15 protein-coding genes and 4 tRNA genes are annotated in these 16456 nt (G+C 57.1%); 15 read left to right on the top strand and 4 right to left on the bottom strand.

All coding sequences use genetic code 11. The features are described from left to right. On the top strand, positions 1-576 hold a 576-nt coding region (locus ACTJKS_RS21190), incomplete at its 5' end, for a transposase (RefSeq protein ID WP_440828800.1). Between the two features lie 43 nt (positions 577-619). Here the strand turns inward: ACTJKS_RS21190 and ACTJKS_RS21185 are convergent. Further along, positions 620-781, bottom strand: a complete 162-nt coding sequence (locus ACTJKS_RS21185) for a hypothetical protein (protein WP_174377378.1) — start codon at positions 779-781, stop codon at positions 620-622. Between the two features lie 234 nt (positions 782-1015). Between ACTJKS_RS21185 and ACTJKS_RS21180 the strand changes: the two genes are divergently transcribed. The 3 genes from ACTJKS_RS21180 (at position 1016) to ACTJKS_RS21170 (ending at position 2201) form a co-directional block, all read left to right on the top strand. After that, complete coding sequence (locus ACTJKS_RS21180) at positions 1016-1687, top strand: lipoprotein (protein ID WP_041074108.1); 672 nt, start codon at positions 1016-1018, stop codon at positions 1685-1687. Between the two features lie 89 nt (positions 1688-1776). Next, entirely contained in the window at positions 1777-1983 is a 207-nt protein-coding gene (locus ACTJKS_RS21175; protein ID WP_041074110.1) for a DUF6021 family protein, read from the top strand. Between the two features lie 11 nt (positions 1984-1994). Then, on the top strand, positions 1995-2201 hold the full coding sequence (locus ACTJKS_RS21170) for a hypothetical protein (protein WP_027613905.1): 207 nt from the start codon (positions 1995-1997) through the stop codon (positions 2199-2201). A gap of 53 nt (positions 2202-2254) precedes the next feature. Here the strand turns inward: ACTJKS_RS21170 and pbpG are convergent, their stop codons facing one another. Together pbpG and folD are read right to left on the bottom strand one after the other, a co-directional pair. Further along, a complete protein-coding gene (gene pbpG / locus ACTJKS_RS21165; RefSeq protein ID WP_041074112.1) occupies positions 2255-3193 on the bottom strand; it encodes a D-alanyl-D-alanine endopeptidase in 939 nt (312 codons plus the stop codon). A gap of 230 nt (positions 3194-3423) precedes the next feature. After that, complete coding sequence (folD, locus tag ACTJKS_RS21160) at positions 3424-4278, bottom strand: bifunctional methylenetetrahydrofolate dehydrogenase/methenyltetrahydrofolate cyclohydrolase FolD (protein WP_041074114.1); 855 nt, start codon at positions 4276-4278, stop codon at positions 3424-3426. Positions 4279-4553: 275 nt separating this feature from the next. Between folD and ACTJKS_RS21155 the strand changes: the two genes are divergently transcribed. The 11 genes from ACTJKS_RS21155 to ACTJKS_RS21105 all read left to right on the top strand — a co-directional run bounded on the left by ACTJKS_RS21155 (position 4554) and on the right by ACTJKS_RS21105 (position 15089). Continuing rightward, positions 4554-4630: transfer RNA gene (locus tag ACTJKS_RS21155), tRNA-Arg, on the top strand. Positions 4631-4662: 32 nt separating this feature from the next. Next, positions 4663-4738, top strand: a tRNA-His gene (locus ACTJKS_RS21150). Between the two features lie 57 nt (positions 4739-4795). Further along, positions 4796-4880 (top strand) — tRNA-Leu (locus ACTJKS_RS21145). 76 nt (positions 4881-4956) lie between these two features. Then, positions 4957-5032 (top strand) — tRNA-His (locus ACTJKS_RS21140). A 398-nt stretch (positions 5033-5430) separates the two neighbouring features. Further along, positions 5431-6741 (top strand): trigger factor, encoded by a 1311-nt coding sequence (gene tig / locus ACTJKS_RS21135; protein WP_025108913.1) that lies wholly within the window; start codon positions 5431-5433, stop codon positions 6739-6741. A 92-nt stretch (positions 6742-6833) separates the two neighbouring features. Continuing rightward, positions 6834-7469 (top strand): ATP-dependent Clp endopeptidase proteolytic subunit ClpP, encoded by a 636-nt coding sequence (gene clpP, locus ACTJKS_RS21130; RefSeq protein ID WP_007951559.1) that lies wholly within the window; start codon positions 6834-6836, stop codon positions 7467-7469. A gap of 112 nt (positions 7470-7581) precedes the next feature. After that, a complete protein-coding gene (gene clpX / locus ACTJKS_RS21125; RefSeq protein ID WP_003223632.1) occupies positions 7582-8865 on the top strand; it encodes an ATP-dependent Clp protease ATP-binding subunit ClpX in 1284 nt (427 codons plus the stop codon). 163 nt (positions 8866-9028) lie between these two features. Beyond that, positions 9029-11425 carry an endopeptidase La gene (lon, locus tag ACTJKS_RS21120; protein WP_003223634.1) on the top strand — a complete coding sequence of 799 codons (2397 nt, stop codon included), beginning with the start codon at positions 9029-9031 and terminating at the stop codon, positions 11423-11425. Positions 11426-11573: 148 nt separating this feature from the next. Then, positions 11574-11846 carry an HU family DNA-binding protein gene (locus tag ACTJKS_RS21115; RefSeq protein ID WP_008077714.1) on the top strand — a complete coding sequence of 91 codons (273 nt, stop codon included), beginning with the start codon at positions 11574-11576 and terminating at the stop codon, positions 11844-11846. 236 nt (positions 11847-12082) lie between these two features. Beyond that, a complete protein-coding gene (locus ACTJKS_RS21110; protein ID WP_047291588.1) occupies positions 12083-13954 on the top strand; it encodes a SurA N-terminal domain-containing protein in 1872 nt (623 codons plus the stop codon). 247 nt (positions 13955-14201) lie between these two features. Further along, positions 14202-15089 carry a DUF2242 domain-containing protein gene (locus tag ACTJKS_RS21105; protein WP_041073907.1) on the top strand — a complete coding sequence of 296 codons (888 nt, stop codon included), beginning with the start codon at positions 14202-14204 and terminating at the stop codon, positions 15087-15089. A 324-nt stretch (positions 15090-15413) separates the two neighbouring features. Here the strand turns inward: ACTJKS_RS21105 and ACTJKS_RS21100 are convergent, their stop codons facing one another. Beyond that, entirely contained in the window at positions 15414-16454 is a 1041-nt protein-coding gene (locus ACTJKS_RS21100) for an AraC family transcriptional regulator (protein WP_108182274.1), read from the bottom strand. Positions 16455-16456: the final 2 nt, after the last annotated feature.

The following is a 16456-nucleotide window of genomic DNA, read 5'->3' as shown; positions in this document are numbered from 1 at the left end:
GCGATGGTGCGTCGATTGGATGATCTTCAGGAAATGGAGCAGATGGAGCTCAATCGTCTGGATGTGTCCGACGAAAAGGTCAAAGACTCGATCAACTCCGTTCTGCGCCACATCGAAAAAGAGATCGCTGAAACGCACAAAGCGATCAAGAAACACATCGATGATGATCCGGACATGCGCCAGATGCGCGACTTGATCGTGACCATCGACGGTATCGGGCAGAAAACCCTTGAGCGGCTGCTGGCCGAGCTGGGCGACCTGCGCAAATACGACGACCCTCGCAAACTGGTCGCTGCTGCAGGGTTGAACCCTAAGCTGCAGGAGTCAGGAAAACTCAAAGGCAGAACAATTATTTCGAGGGTCGGCTCGGCTCGCGTTCGGGCGGGTCTGTACATGCCAGGCCTGGTAGCGCTGAGGCACAACGAGGCGATCATCGCCATGAAGGAACGCTTGAAGGCCAATGGCAAAGCCCCCAAACAGATCATCTGTGCAGCCATGCGCAAGTTGTTGCACTTCGTCTACGGAGTGCTCAAATCGGGCCAACCATTTGACCCGAAATTGGCACTTGCCCGGTGAGGGGCAAGACGGTATCTACAGAGGTTTTATATCAACTGACCTGTCAGTGCGCAGTCGCGTGGCGGTGCTTTTCTGGCTTGTGATTCGGGGTCGAATCGACCGGATGATGATGGCGTCGCGCAATGCGCAGCACGCCCCACAGCATGGCGCTGGCAACGGCCAGCCAGCCGGCTATCAACATTACGATGGTCATGGTCAGGCTCATCGGTGCCTCCTCTTTGCCCTGCGTCGGGCACACACTTTTTCAATTCGCTCTGTTTCAGTGACAGTCTAGACAATGGGGTGTTTCAGACTATTGACCAAAGGTCGGTGATGACCAATCAGTTCGCTCTATGCAATCGATCGGTCTGCGGGTTAAGGCTATACCGCAGCCGTGCGTCGCCCTATGATCGCAGGCGTTGCCGGAACACGATGACCGGCGTCTGATCAGAGAGTGACAATGGTGCAGGTATTGACTCGATTGCGAGGGGCGTTGCTGGTGGCCGGTTGCGCGGCTGTATTGGCGGGTTGTGCGGGCACTGTCGCGCCGCAGGTCAAGCGCCTGCCGGAGCGGGTCGAACTCAGCGGTACGTTCTATCGCGGTGAAGCCAATCAGAGTGGTCCGCAAGTGCTGGCCAGCCTGTTGTCGCAGCAGGGCATCATGATCACGCCGGGGCTGCTGGAAAAACCGTTGCAGCTGCCGGGTGCACAGGATCAGTTGCAGCAGAATCTGCAGAACCTGGCCCGCGATTACGGCATGGTGGTCTATCCGCTGGACAAGAATCTGCCAGCCTTGCTGACCCAGGTCGCGGCCGGATATCCGGTGATGGTGCGCTTTAGCGAAGGCTCGGCGTTCTGGGCTGAGCCGCGTTACGCCATTCTTTCCGGTTACGACCGCTTGAAACAGAAAGTGCTGTTGCGCGCCGGAATGAATCGCCGCGAACTGATGAGTTTCAGTTCCTTCGAGTCGGCGTTCGAGAAGTCGGGCGGTTGGGCCGTGCTGATCCAGAAGCCGTCGCAGATTCCAGCCGAGGTTGATCGTCAGCGCTGGCTAAAGGCGGCCGATGAGTTGGCGCAGGCCGGGCAGGAGCGTGAAGCGGAGCAAGCCAAAAAAGCTCTGGCTGCACATTAAGCCTCCGTTCGTCATTTGCCGGGCACCCTCACGCCCGGCACGCCTCTTAACGATAGAGCCCGAATGTGCGGGTGAATCAGGAGGCGAGCATGGCAGATTCCCCATCCCCGAAAGGCCCACATTCAAGCGAGCATTCGTCCGGTCATGATCTGGGTTTCGATCCGGATTCACCGGATCTCGACGACCCGCAGGTTGATCCGGTCGGCCCTGCCAAGGCGCCGAAGGATGTGGAGACCGGCGAAGACAGCAAGCGTCCGGCCAAGCCTTATGATCCGTTGGCTGATCTGAAACCCTAAGGGAGGTGCGTATGAGTACCGATTCCAGCTTTGACGATAAAAAACCGGACAGCGTGCCGACCACGCCTGAGGATGACGTAGACCCAGTACTGGATCCGGACAGCCCGCTGCGTGATCCATTGGCCCGGCCTAATGTGCTGACCCCGGAGCATCATCGCGATCCGAGTGCCGGTGATGGCATTCCCGATGACGAACAGATGCCGCTGCCCAATGACTGAGACGCAGGCATTAAAAAGCCCCGAGATGTCGGGGCTTTTTATTGTTTCGCGAACTACTTGGAGGCTTCGACCACGCCGCTCTGGCGCGCCTTGAGGTTTTTCTCGGCCTTGTATTGTTGGGCCACTGCCGGAACGTTGGTGCTGCGACCGGTTTCCATCCAACTGCGGATACGGCTGGCATCGGCGAAGTGCGTGTATTTGCCGAACGCATCGAGAATCACCAGGGCAACCGGGCGGTTGCTCATCCGCGTCACCAGCACCAGGCAATGACCCGCCGGGTTGGTGAAGCCGGTTTTAGTGATTTTGATGTCCCAGTCGGCCTTGTTCACCAAGTGATCGGTGTTGCGGAAACCCAGGGTGTAGTTGGGTTTGCGGAATGACACCGTTTTTTCCTTGGTGGTCGTCAGTTCAGTGAGGATTGGGTGCTTGCTCGCGGCCACCAACAGTTTGCTCAGATCGCGGGCGGTGGAAACGTTACGTTCCGACAAGCCGGTCGGTTCGACATAGTGGGTGTTGGTCATGCCCAGTGCCTTGGCCTTGGCATTCATCGCCGCGATGAAGGCTGCATAACCGCCCGGGTAGTGATGCGCAAGGCTGGCGGCTGCACGGTTTTCCGAGGACATCAGGGCAATCAGCAACATTTCCCGGCGCGGCAGTTCGCTCTTCAGTTTGACTCGGGAGAACACGCCTTTCATTTCCGGCGTGTGGCTGATGTCGACGTCGATCCATTCGTCCATGTTCTGGTGCGCTTCAACGACCACCAGCCCGGTCATCAGCTTACTGACCGAAGCGATGGGTACGATCACATCCGGGTTGCTCGAATAGATGACTTTATTGGTCTGCAAATCCATGAGCAGGGCGCTGCCGGAGGCGATCTTCAGTTGCGAAGCATCGCGTGGCGCAGCAGTGGTTTCAGCGGCGTTGACGGTTGGCGTGACGAATGTGCCTGAAAAAGCAAAAACCAGGCTCAGGATCGAAAGACGAATTTTCACGCGGGCGAACTCATAAAGGTTGGATATTCCGTTAGTTTGTAACGGGTTATTTCTTCAAAGCGTCGCATTCTAGGAGTATGGCTGAAGATCTGTCGATGGTTGTTTGAATGACCTGAAAATCTCGTGAAAAGGCCTGTAAAAAGAGGGGTTTCCGGCGAACGGTTAGTGTTTTTTCTCAGATACAAAAAACCCCGCACAAAGGCGGGGTTCTTTTATTGCGGAAAAAACTCTCAGGCGTGCAGAGTTTCTGCCGCGTAGAGGGTGTTTTCCAGCAGGCAGGCGCGGGTCATCGGGCCAACACCGCCCGGCACCGGAGTGATCCAGCCAGCGCGGGGCAGAGCGGTTTCGTACACCACGTCACCGACCAGCTTGCCATCGTCCTGACGGTTGATGCCGACGTCGATCACGATCGCGCCTTCCTTGATCCACTCGCCCTTGACCAGGCCCGGCTTGCCGGCGGCGACCACCACCAGATCGGCGCGACCGACGTGGCCGGCCAGATCCTTGGTAAAGCGGTGGGTGACGGTCACGGTGCAACCGGCCAGCAGCAGTTCCATTGCCATCGGGCGCCCGACGATGTTGGAGGCACCCACCACTACCGCGTCCAGGCCATAAAGGTCCACACCCGTGCTTTCCAGCAAGGTCATGATGCCTTTTGGCGTGCACGGACGCAGCAGCGGGATGCGCTGGGCCAGGCGGCCGACGTTATAAGGATGAAAGCCATCGACGTCTTTGTCCGGGCGGATGCGCTCCAGCAATTTGGACGCGTCCAGATGCTCGGGTAGGGGCAGTTGCAGCAGCACGCCGTCAATGGCCGGGTCGTCGTTGAGGCGATCGATCAGATCGGTCAGCGCTTCTTGAGTGGTGTCGGAGGGCAGGTCGTAGGCTTGGGAGAGGAAGCCTACCTCTTCACAGTCTTTACGCTTGTGCGAGACATAAACCTGAGAGGCAGGATCGCTGCCGACCAGGATCACCGCGAGGCCGGGAGTGCGCAGGCCTTGCTGGCGACGCTCGGCAACTCGTTGGGCGATCTGCTGGCGCAGGCTGGCGGCGATCGATTTGCCGTCGATTAGTTGTGCAGTCATTGCGCGTGATTAACCATCGAGAGGGGAAAAAAAGAGAACGCATTCTCGCATGTCAGACGGTGAGGGCAAAGGCGCTTGGTCAGCAAATTCCCCTAACTCCTTTAATTAAATGAATTTTTTTCAAAAAGGATTTGACGACCTTGGGAGCGCTCTATACTATTCGTCGCACTTGTCGGGCACAGCCTAGCACTGGTTAAGAAGGTTGAGCGGAATTAGCGTTCTGCGAAGCTGGAAAGCATTTAGTTTGTAGTCCTCCAAGAGTACAGATTAATAAGGCGCCCGTAGCTCAGCTGGATAGAGCATCCGCCTTCTAAGCGGATGGTCGCAGGTTCGAGTCCTGCCGGGTGCGCCATTAGGCAGCTTTGGCACAAGTAGCGCGATATGGTGGGCGTAGCTCAGTTGGTAGAGCACGGGATTGTGACTCCCGTTGTCGTGGGTTCGATCCCCATCGTCCACCCCATATTTCGAAAGGCGCCAGATGTAACAGTCTGGCGCCTTTGCTTTAAAAGCTTCATCTGCGGATGTGGTGGAATTGGTAGACACACTGGATTTAGGTTCCAGCGCCGCGAGGCGTAAGAGTTCGAGTCTCTTCATCCGCACCAATTAAAGCTTCATTCTTGCCGCAGGCCTGATGAAGTTCAGCAAAGAAGTTGAATGGCTTTTTTGTGACGCAATATGGTGGGCGTAGCTCAGTTGGTAGAGCACGGGATTGTGACTCCCGTTGTCGTGGGTTCGATCCCCATCGTCCACCCCATATTTCGAAAGGCGCCAGATTTAACAGTCTGGCGCCTTTTTTGTTTTACGGTTTGTGGTTTGTTGTGCTGGGTTTCAGGTCGAAGGGCAGGGCGTTTCGTCGTGTTTACGGGCTTGCAGCCTGCGTGTCGACCACCGGCCATGTTCGCTGGATCGGCCGTCAGGGAGATGGCTCGCAGTCTCTTCTATATATAGAAGCGGTTGAAGCAGAGCCCTGGCGTGATGGTCTTTATTCGTCTTCGGGGTGGAATGCATTGCTGCATTCACACCTATAAATGGCCTGCTGTTTTTTTACCCGTTTTCAGTAGGGTGACTTCTTGAGTTTGACCCACTAGAATGCATGCCCTTGATTCTGGGGTCGGAAACGGCCGGCTAACGTCTGTGCAACGAGGAATATCCATGCAAGTTTCTGTTGAAAATACTACTGCTCTTGAGCGCCGCATGAGCGTCACCGTGCCGGCTGAGCGCATTGAGAGCCAGGTCAACAAGCGTCTGCAGCAGACTGCCCAAAAGGCCAAGATTGCTGGCTTCCGTCCAGGCAAAGTGCCAATGAGCGAAATCAAGCGCCGTTTCGGTGCTGACGCTCGTCAGGAAGCTGTTGGTGATGTCATTCAGTCCTCCTTCTATGAAGCCGTGGTTGAGCAGAAGCTGAACCCTGCCGGTTCGCCTTCGATCGAGCCGAAGTCGCTGGAAGCTGGCAAGGACCTGGAATACGTTGCCGTATTCGAAGTGTTCCCTGAGTTCACCGTTGCCGGTTTCGACGGCATCACTGTCGAGCGCCTGAGCGCTGACGTGGCTGACGCCGATCTGGACAAGATGCTGGACATCCTGCGCAAGCAGAACACCCGTTTTGAAGTGGCCGATCGTGCCGCTCAGAACGAAGACCAGCTGAACATTGATTTCGTTGGCAAGGTTGACGGCGAAGCCTTCGCTGGCGGCTCGGCCAAAGGCACTCAGCTGGTGCTGGGTTCCGGTCGCATGATCCCGGGCTTCGAAGAAGGCCTGGTGGGCGCTAAAGCGGGCGAAGAGCGCGTTCTGAACCTGACCTTCCCTGAGGACTATCAGAACCTGGACCTGGCCGGCAAAACCGCCGAGTTCACCGTGACTGTAAACACCGTGTCCGAGCCGAAGCTGCCAGAGCTGAACGAAGAGTTCTTCGCTCAATTCGGCATCAAGGAAAGCGGCATCGACGGTTTCCGCACCGAAGTTCGCAAGAACATGGAGCGTGAGCTGCGTCAGGCCATCAAGTCCAAGGTAAAAAATCAGGTCATGGACGGTCTGCTGGCCACCAACCCGATCGAAGTGCCAAAGGCTTTGCTGTCCAACGAAGTTGACCGTCTGCGCGTGCAGGCTGTTCAGCAGTTCGGCGGCAACATCAAGCCTGATCAACTGCCGGCCGAGCTGTTCGAAGAGCAAGCCAAGCGCCGTGTAGTGCTGGGTCTGATCGTCGCTGAAGTGGTCAAGCAATTCGACCTGAAGCCTGACGAAGCCCGCGTTCGTGAAATGATTCAGGAAATGGCTTCGGCTTACCAGGAACCTGAGCAGGTCGTGTCCTGGTACTACAAGAACGAGCAGCAACTGAACGAAGTCCGTTCGGTTGTGCTGGAAGAACAAGTTGTGGATACTGTTCTGCAGAAAGCTAGCGTGACCGACAAATCGGTCTCTTACGAAGAAGCGGTCAAGCCGGTAGAAGCTCCAAAAGCCGACTGATTGTTTTTGCGTTAAGAAGTACACACATAAGCCAGCCTTCGAGCTGGCTTATGCGTATTCAAGACATAACTATTTGGGAGTGACTGCAGAGCATGTTCCGTAATTCGTATATTCAGCAGAACTCTGATATCCAGGCCGCCGGCGGCCTGGTCCCGATGGTTGTCGAGCAATCTGCTCGTGGCGAGCGCGCCTATGACATCTACTCGCGCCTTCTGAAGGAGCGCGTAATCTTTCTGGTGGGTCCTGTAGAGGACTACATGGCCAACCTGATCTGTGCGCAATTGCTGTTCCTTGAAGCGGAAAACCCGGACAAGGACATCCATCTCTATATCAACTCCCCGGGCGGTTCGGTGACAGCGGGCATGTCGATCTACGACACCATGCAGTTCATCAAGCCAAACGTATCGACGACGTGCATTGGTCAGGCGTGCAGCATGGGTGCATTCCTGCTGACGGCCGGTGCTCCAGGCAAGCGTTTCTGCCTGCCGAACTCGCGTGTGATGATTCACCAGCCGCTGGGCGGTTTCCAGGGCCAGGCCTCGGATATCGAAATCCATGCCAAGGAAATCCTCTTCATCCGCGAGCGTCTGAACACGCTGATGGCCAAGCACAGCGGTCGTACGCTTGAAGAAATCGAGCGCGATACCAATCGCGACAACTTCATGAGTGCAGAAGCTGCGAAGGAATACGGTCTGATCGACGAAGTCATCAACCAGCGTCCTGCGTAAAATAAGCAGCTCAAAATAAGGTGGGTCGGCAGGTCCGACCACCAGCGGGCTTGAAAAAGCCCGCAATAGCCTTCATCTTGTGTTGCAAGCCTATCGGATTTGGATCGAACGAATGACTGACACCCGCAACGGCGAGGACAACGGCAAGCTGCTCTATTGCTCCTTCTGTGGCAAAAGCCAGCATGAAGTACGCAAATTGATTGCCGGCCCCTCGGTCTTTATCTGCGACGAGTGCGTCGACTTGTGCAATGACATCATCCGCGAGGAGGTGCAGGAAGCACAGGCCGAAAGCAGCGCGCATAAATTGCCTTCGCCTAAAGAAATCAGCGGCATCCTTGACCAGTATGTAATCGGTCAGGAACGTGCGAAAAAGGTTCTGGCCGTAGCGGTATACAACCACTACAAGCGTCTGAACCAGCGTGACAAGAAGGCTGACGACGTCGAACTCGGCAAGAGCAACATCCTGCTGATCGGCCCGACAGGCTCCGGTAAAACCCTGCTGGCCGAAACACTGGCCCGCCTGCTGAACGTTCCGTTCACCATCGCCGACGCCACCACCCTCACCGAGGCCGGTTACGTAGGTGAAGATGTCGAGAACATCATTCAGAAACTGCTGCAAAAGTGCGATTACGACGTGGAAAAGGCCCAGATGGGCATTGTCTACATCGACGAAATCGACAAGATTTCCCGCAAGTCCGACAACCCGTCGATCACCCGCGATGTTTCCGGTGAGGGCGTGCAACAGGCCTTGCTCAAATTGATCGAAGGCACGGTCGCTTCCGTCCCGCCGCAAGGTGGCCGCAAGCATCCGCAGCAGGAGTTCCTGCAGGTCGACACCCGTAACATCCTGTTCATCTGCGGTGGTGCGTTCTCCGGTCTGGAAAAGGTTATTCAAAACCGTTCCACCAAGGGCGGTATCGGGTTCAACGCAGAAGTGCGCAGCAAGGAAGAGGGCAAAAAAGTCGGTGAATCCCTGCGTGAAGTCGAGCCTGACGATCTGGTCAAGTTCGGTCTGATCCCGGAATTCGTCGGTCGTTTGCCGGTTCTGGCGACGCTGGACGAGCTCGACGAGGCTGCGCTGATGCAGATCCTCACCGAGCCGAAAAATGCGCTGACCAAGCAGTATGCCAAGCTGTTCGAGATGGAAGGCGTGGATCTGGAATTCCGGACCGACGCACTGAAATCGGTTGCCAAGCGAGCTCTGGAGCGTAAAACCGGTGCCCGTGGCCTGCGGTCGATTCTTGAAGGTGTGCTGCTCGACACGATGTACGAAATCCCTTCGCAGTCTGAAGTGAGCAAAGTCGTCATCGATGAAAGCGTGATTGAAGGCAAGTCCAAGCCACTGTATATCTACGAAAACAGTGAGCCGACGGCCAAGGCAGCGCCGGACGCGTAAGTGTCCACACTGCCGGAACAAAGAAGGGGCCTTCGGGCCTCTTTTTTTTTATGTCGTTTTTTACATCCGCTTTGCGCTTGTTTTTTTTCAAGGCAGCCCCCATCTTGGTTTCAAGCTTAATTCCATCTGATTACGGCCATATGGCCGCCGTAGAGGCGAAATCATGAAGACAACCATCGAATTGCCTCTCCTGCCATTGCGTGATGTCGTGGTTTATCCGCACATGGTTATCCCGCTGTTCGTGGGGCGCGAGAAATCCATCGAAGCCCTCGAGGCCGCGATGACGGGCGACAAGCAGATCCTGCTGCTGGCCCAGAGAAACCCGGCTGACGATGATCCCGGTGAAGACGCTCTCTATCGCGTAGGTACGATTGCGACGGTGCTGCAGCTGCTGAAGCTGCCAGACGGCACCGTCAAGGTTCTGGTCGAAGGTGAGCAGCGCGGCGCTGTAGAGCGCTTCAGCGAAGTCGACGGGCATTGCCGCGCCGAAGTCTCGCTGATCGACGAAGTCGATGCTGCCGAGCGCGAATCGGAAGTTTTCGTGCGCAGCCTGCTGTCGCAGTTCGAACAATATGTGCAGTTGGGCAAGAAAGTCCCGGCTGAAGTCCTGTCGTCGCTCAACAGCATTGATGAGCCTGGCCGCCTGGTTGACACCATGGCCGCGCACATGGCGCTGAAAATCGAGCAGAAGCAGGAAATCCTCGAAATCATCGATTTGTCGGCCCGCGTCGAGCACGTGCTCGCCTTGCTGGATGCCGAGATCGATCTGCTGCAAGTCGAAAAACGCATTCGCGGCCGCGTCAAAAAACAAATGGAACGCAGTCAGCGCGAGTACTACCTGAATGAGCAGATGAAGGCCATTCAGAAAGAGCTGGGTGACGGTGACGAAGGTCACAACGAAATCGAAGAGCTGAAAAAGCGCATCGATGCGGCCGGCCTGCCGAAAGATGCCCTGGCCAAGGCCACCGCCGAGCTGAACAAGCTCAAGCAAATGTCGCCGATGTCCGCTGAAGCCACCGTGGTGCGCTCCTACATCGACTGGCTGGTGCAGGTGCCGTGGAAGGCGCAGAGCAAGGTACGTCTGGATCTGGCGCGTGCGGAAGACATTCTCGATGCCGATCATTACGGCCTTGAAGAGGTCAAGGAACGCATCCTTGAATACCTCGCCGTGCAAAAACGTGTGAAGAAGATCCGTGGCCCGGTGTTGTGCCTGGTCGGTCCGCCTGGCGTGGGTAAAACCTCGCTGGCGGAGTCGATTGCTCACGCCACCAACCGCAAATTCGTGCGCATGGCCTTGGGTGGCGTGCGTGACGAGGCGGAAATTCGTGGTCACCGCCGGACTTACATCGGTTCGATGCCAGGAAGATTGATTCAAAAGATGACAAAAGTGGGTGTGCGCAACCCGCTGTTCCTGCTCGATGAAATCGACAAAATGGGCAGCGACATGCGTGGCGACCCGGCGTCGGCGTTGCTGGAAGTGCTCGATCCGGAGCAGAACCACAACTTCAACGATCACTATCTGGAAGTCGATTACGACCTGTCCGATGTGATGTTCCTGTGCACCTCGAACTCGATGAACATCCCGCCGGCATTGCTGGACCGGATGGAAGTCATTCGTCTGCCGGGCTACACCGAAGACGAAAAGATCAACATCGCCGTCAAGTACCTGTCGCCCAAGCAGATTGCCGCTAATGGTCTGAAGAAGGGCGAGCTGGAATTCGACGAGGAAGCGATCCGCGACATCATCCGTTACTACACCCGTGAAGCCGGTGTGCGTGGCCTCGAACGTCAGATCGCCAAAGTCTGCCGCAAGGCTGTGAAAGAACATGCGCTGGAAAAACGCTTCTCGGTAAAAGTGACAGCTGATCTGCTGGAGCATTTCCTGGGTGTACGTAAATTCCGCTACGGTCTGGCCGAGCAACAGGATCAGATCGGACAGGTGACTGGCCTGGCGTGGACGCAGGTGGGCGGCGAATTGCTGACCATCGAAGCGGCTGTGGTACCGGGCAAAGGTCAACTGATCAAGACCGGTTCGTTGGGCGATGTAATGGTCGAATCGATCACTGCAGCCCTGACCGTTGTGCGCAGCCGTGCCAAGAGTCTGGGCATTCCGCTGGACTTCCACGAAAAGCGCGACACCCACATTCACATGCCGGAAGGCGCGACGCCGAAAGACGGTCCAAGCGCGGGTGTAGGCATGTGCACGGCATTGGTATCGGCATTGACCGGGATTCCGGTGCGCGCCGATGTCGCCATGACGGGTGAAATCACCTTGCGTGGTCAAGTGCTGGCAATCGGTGGTCTGAAGGAAAAACTGCTCGCCGCTCACCGCGGTGGAATCAAGATTGTGATTATTCCGGAAGAGAACGTGCGCGATCTGAAGGAGATTCCTGACAATATCAAGCAGGATCTGCAGATTAAACCGGTTAAATGGATTGACGAGGTCCTGCAAATTGCGCTGCAATACGCGCCGGAGCCCTTGCCGGATGTGGCTCCGGAGATAGTTTCCAAGGACGAAAAACGTGAGTCTGATTCAAAGGAAAGAATTAGCACGCATTAATACGTTTTTGCCTGGGGGGCTTCCTTGACAGCTTTTTAGAGCCCTTGTTATAAAGCGGCTCTTAAGTGTCTGTAGGCCATTCAGCACTCGTTTTTGCTTTCACCAAAAAACTTAGAATCATCTCAAAATAGATATAAGGGGACTTAGAGTGAACAAGTCGGAACTGATTGATGCTATCGCTGCATCCGCTGATATCCCGAAAGCTGCTGCTGGCCGTGCGCTGGACGCTGTTATCGAATCCGTCACTGGCGCTCTGAAGGCCGGCGACTCCGTTGTTCTGGTTGGTTTCGGCACTTTCTCCGTGACTGATCGTCCAGCTCGCGTTGGTCGTAACCCACAGACCGGCAAGACGCTGCAAATCGCAGCTGCTAAAAAGCCAGGTTTCAAAGCCGGTAAAGCACTGAAAGAAGCTGTCAACTAAGTTAGTTTGTTTCAGGTTTTTACCCATCCGGGTCGGGGTCATGCCTGACTTGGCAGCGGAGCGGTAGAGCAGGTCGCTGGAACAGCCGCCTGTAACGCCGGGATCGAGGGTTCGAGCCCTGTCCGCTCCGCCAGTTACGAGAAGGCGCATCCTCGGATGCGCCTTTCTTCTATCCGGATTCTACCCACGCTCCACGGTTGCCAAATTTTTGAAGTTCAACCGTTTCTGGGGGACGCATGCTGCAGAATATCAGGGACAATTCACAAGGCTGGATTGCCAAGACCATTATCGGGGTCATCGTTGCACTGATGGCTCTGACCGGTTTCGACGCTATTTTCAAGGCCACGACGCACACCAACGATGCGGCCAAGGTCAATGGTGAAGAAATCAGCCAGAACGAGCTGAGCCAGGCCGTTGACATGCAACGCCGTCAGCTGATGCAACAGCTGGGCAAGGATTTCGATGCTTCCTTGCTTGACGAAAAAATGCTCCGCGAATCGGCCCTCAAGGGTCTGATCGATCGCAAGCTGCTGTTGCAAGGCGCAGAACAATCGAAATTCGCTTTCTCCGAAGGTGCATTGGATCAGGTGATCCTGCAGACCCCTGAATTCCAGGTGGACGGCAAGTTCAGTTCCGAGCGCTTTGATCAGGTGATTCGTCAACTGGGCTACACCCGCATGCAATTCCGCCAGATGCTGGCTCAGGAAATGCTGATCGGTCAGTTGCGCGCCGGTGTTGCCGGCAGCGGTTTCGTCACCGACGCTGAAGTGCTGGCATTCGCCCGTCTGGAAAAACAGACCCGCGATTTCGCTTCGCTGAACGTCAAGGCCGACCCGGCCGCGGTCAAGCTGACCGACGATGAGGTCAAGGCTTATTACGACGAGCACGCCAAGGAGTTCATGACCCCCGAGCAGGTGGTTGTCGATTACGTCGAGCTGAAGAAGTCTTCGTTCTTCGACCAGGTTGCGGTCAAGGACGAAGACCTGCAGGCGGCGTATCAGAAAGAGATCGCCAACCTGTCGGAACAGCGCCGCGCCGCGCATATCCTGATCGAAGTCAACGACAAGACCACTGACGCTCAGGCCAAGGCCAAGATCGAAGAAGTCCAGGCGCGTCTGGCCAAGGGCGAGAAATTCGAAGCGCTGGCCAAGGAGTTCTCGCAGGATCCGGGTTCGGCCAACAATGGCGGTGATCTCGGTTTCGCCGGTCCTGGCGTCTATGACCCAGCCTTCGAAAAAGCCCTGTACGCGTTGAACAAGGATCAAGTGTCCGAGCCGGTGCGTACCGACTTCGGTTACCACCTGATCAAGCTGCTGGGTGTTGAAGCGCCGGAAGTTCCGACCCTTGCCAGCCTGAAAGACAAGCTGACCCGCGAGCTGAAGACTCAACAGGTCGAGCAGCGTTTTGTCGAGGCGACCAAGCAACTGGAAGACTCGGCGTTCGAAGCGTCTGACCTGGCCCAGCCAGCGGCAGATCTGAAACTGACTGTGCACACCTCCAAGCCGTTCGGCCGTGAAGGTGGTGAAGGCATTGCGGCCAACCGTGCTGTGGTGAGCGCTGCATTCAGCCAGGAAGTGCTGGAGGAAAATGCCAACAGCACCGGCATCGAGCTGGACCCGGAAACCGTGGTCGTGCTGCGTGCCAAGGAACACCTGAAGCCTGAGCAGTTGCCTCTGGAAGCCGTCAACACGGCGATTCGCGCGCAGTTGACCAAGGAGCATGCCAGTGCTGCGGCCAAGACCAAGGCTGACCAGCTGATCGCCAGTCTGCGCGATGGCAAGACTCCGCTGGACAAGGCTGTCGAGGGTCAGAACTGGAAGGTTGTCACAGCGGCCACTCGCGCTCAGGAAGGGGTTGATCCGACTGTGCTGCAGGCGTTGTTCCGTATGCCGAAACCGGCGGCCAAGGGCAAGCCGACGTTCAGCAGCGTGACCTTGCAGGACGGTAGCCTGATGATCGTGCGCCTGGACGGTGTGAATGAAGCAGTAGCGCCGACTGATGAAGAGAAGGCGCAGTACCGTCGCTTCCTTGCTTCGCGTGAAGGTCAGCAGGATTTCGCGGCGTTCCGCAAGCAGTTGGAAAGTCAGGCGGATATCAAGCGCTATTGATGTTTGACTGAGCGGTAACAGGAAAGCCCCGATCTGATGGTCGGGGCTTTTTTATGCTTGGGATTTGGCTGTTTCCGTTGTTTTGGGTGTGGCGGCTGGCCGTTTCGCCCGTGCGGCGAGTGGCTGCGACTTTTTCCGGCAAACCATGGTCAATAGGGTTGTAACGGCTTTAAGACACAATCCATGCGCCGCAGGGCCAAGTTCTGTTGCACAATACGCCCCGGACTGTTTTCCCTCAGGATGTTCAATGTTGATTTCAACTCCCATGCGTGTCGTTGGGTTGGCGCTGTTGTTGACCGCTGTTGCTGGCTGTTCGAAGGACAAGCCGATCTATGAGCATGAGAACTTCGATGATTCCGGCACGTTCTCGCGCAATTATCCGGTGGCCGACACCGCGAGTTGCGAGGCGGCCCGTCGTGCGTTGCTCAGCCAGGGCTACATCATCACCAGCAGTGACCCGAAACTGATCAGTGGCCACAAAAGCTTCCAGCAAACCGGTGAAACCCACATGGAGATCAGCTTCAACGTGGTGTGTACCGAAGACGGCAGTTCCAAACACCATGCCACGGTGTTCGCCAATGCCTTGCAGGATCGCTACGCGCTGAAGAAGACCAACAACTCTGCCAGCCTCGGAGTCGGCGTGTTGGGTTCGGTGTCGATGCCGATCGGCTCGTCCGATGATTCGATGGTCAAGGTGGCCAGTGAGACCGTGACGTCGCAGAAGTTCTATGAGCGTTTCTTCACCCTGGTTGAGCTGTTCCTGCCAGCCGATGCGAAGAAAGCCGCGCACATCGAAGAAAAACCCAAGACTGATCTGGGGGTCCCGGAGCCGAAGCCTGCGGCTGTAGCGCCGACAACACCTGCCCCGGCAGTCGAGACAGCGCCAGCGCCACCGCCGGCCGGCATTGTCGAGCCAGCCCAGACCATGACGCCGGCCACTCCGGCGGTGACGCCTGCGCCGGCCACGGTTGCACCGACGCCAGCGGGTTCCGAACCCGTGGTGCCGCCTGCGGAATCCGCGCCGATCACCCCGGCACCGAGTGCAGATCCTGCACCGGCTGCCGAAACGATCACGCCGCCGGCCAACCCGACCAATATCCCGCCGCCATCGGAGCCGATTCCGGCGATGCAGTGAGCCGCGCGGGCTCTGCTGTGGGAGCGGGGGTGCTCGCTCCCACATTTGTTTTGTGGCGCACTCAAATCCCGTTACATTCCCCGGACAAAACTCCAGCGATAAATTCCTGACCACCTGCTACGTTTTATTCATGAAGGCGGGATGTCACTTTCCCTTCATACGGGCACGATAAGCTCGAGGCACTGGTCACTTGACCGGGCTGTATTTTCAACGGGCAGTAGGGGGATGAAACGATGGACGATTATCAAGAAGAACTGCTCGAATACCACGCATATGAACTCGATCAGCCAGAACCGGCCGAAGACGCCACCGAGTTGTAAGGCGTCAGGCGGTTTTGCGGTGACTGCGGCGAAACTCGCCGGGGGTCTGGCCGCTCCAGCGTTTGAAGGCGCGTTGAAACGCCTCGGCTGAAGCAAAGCCCAGCAGATAGGCGATCTCGCCGAACGCCAGTTCGGTATCGCGGATGTAGGTCATTGCCAGGTCGCGGCGGGTGTCGTTGAGTATGGCGCGAAACTGTGTGCCTTCCTCGGCCAGTTTGCGCCGCAAGGTCCAGGTCGGCAGCTTCAGACGCGCCGCCACTTCTTCCAGGTCGGGTTCCCGGCCACCATTGAGCAACGGCCCCAACAACTGTGTGATGCGTTCGCGCAGGCTGCGGGTGCGGGTCAATTGCTCCAGTTCCCGTTCACACAACGCAAGCAAGTGTTTCCAGGTGCTTGGGCAGTGTTCCGGGTTGCGCAGAGCGAGGCTGGCGAGGCTCAAGCGCAGTTGATTGCGTTCGGCGCCGAACTGGATCGAGCAATCGCCCAGCACGCTGTAGGCGTCGCGATAGTCCGGCGCGTCAAATTCGATGTCGATGCGCTCGGCGCGCAACGGCTCGCGGCTGACGCTGGACAGCTGATGCAGCCAGCCGGCGATGATCGAATCCACCACAAAGCGGTTATAAGCGTTGTACGGGCTGATCGAATAGAAGCGCAGCCACGCGCCATGGGCATCCTCGTGAAAGCTCGACTGCCCGCGATAGTTGGAACCGTACAGTGGCTCGAAACGGATCAGGCAGCGGGCCGCTTCGCGCACGGTCGGTGCCTGTGCAGCGGTGACCCCGGCGAGCCCGGCCTGACTCAAGCGGCTGAGTTGGCCCATGCTCAGGCCCAGCGCCGGATCGCCGGTCAACTGGATCGCGCTGTGCCCCAGCCGCATGTAACGCGGGATCGACAGTCGCGCGCCGGCTTCGGCCAATCGCGCCGCGTCCAGGCCGTATTGTTCGAGCAGCGGTTGCGGCTCGACGCCGTGGCTGCGCACGGCATCGGCCAGGCTGTGCACGAAGCCTACCGACAGATCCCCAAGGCGCATCGGCAGCGGTTTCATGG

Origin of the sequence: Pseudomonas sp. 22189, from assembly GCF_052045635.1 — a bacterium.
Taxonomy (GTDB): domain Bacteria; phylum Pseudomonadota; class Gammaproteobacteria; order Pseudomonadales; family Pseudomonadaceae; genus Aquipseudomonas; species Aquipseudomonas parakoreensis.
This window is presented reverse-complemented; position numbering and strand designations above follow the sequence as displayed.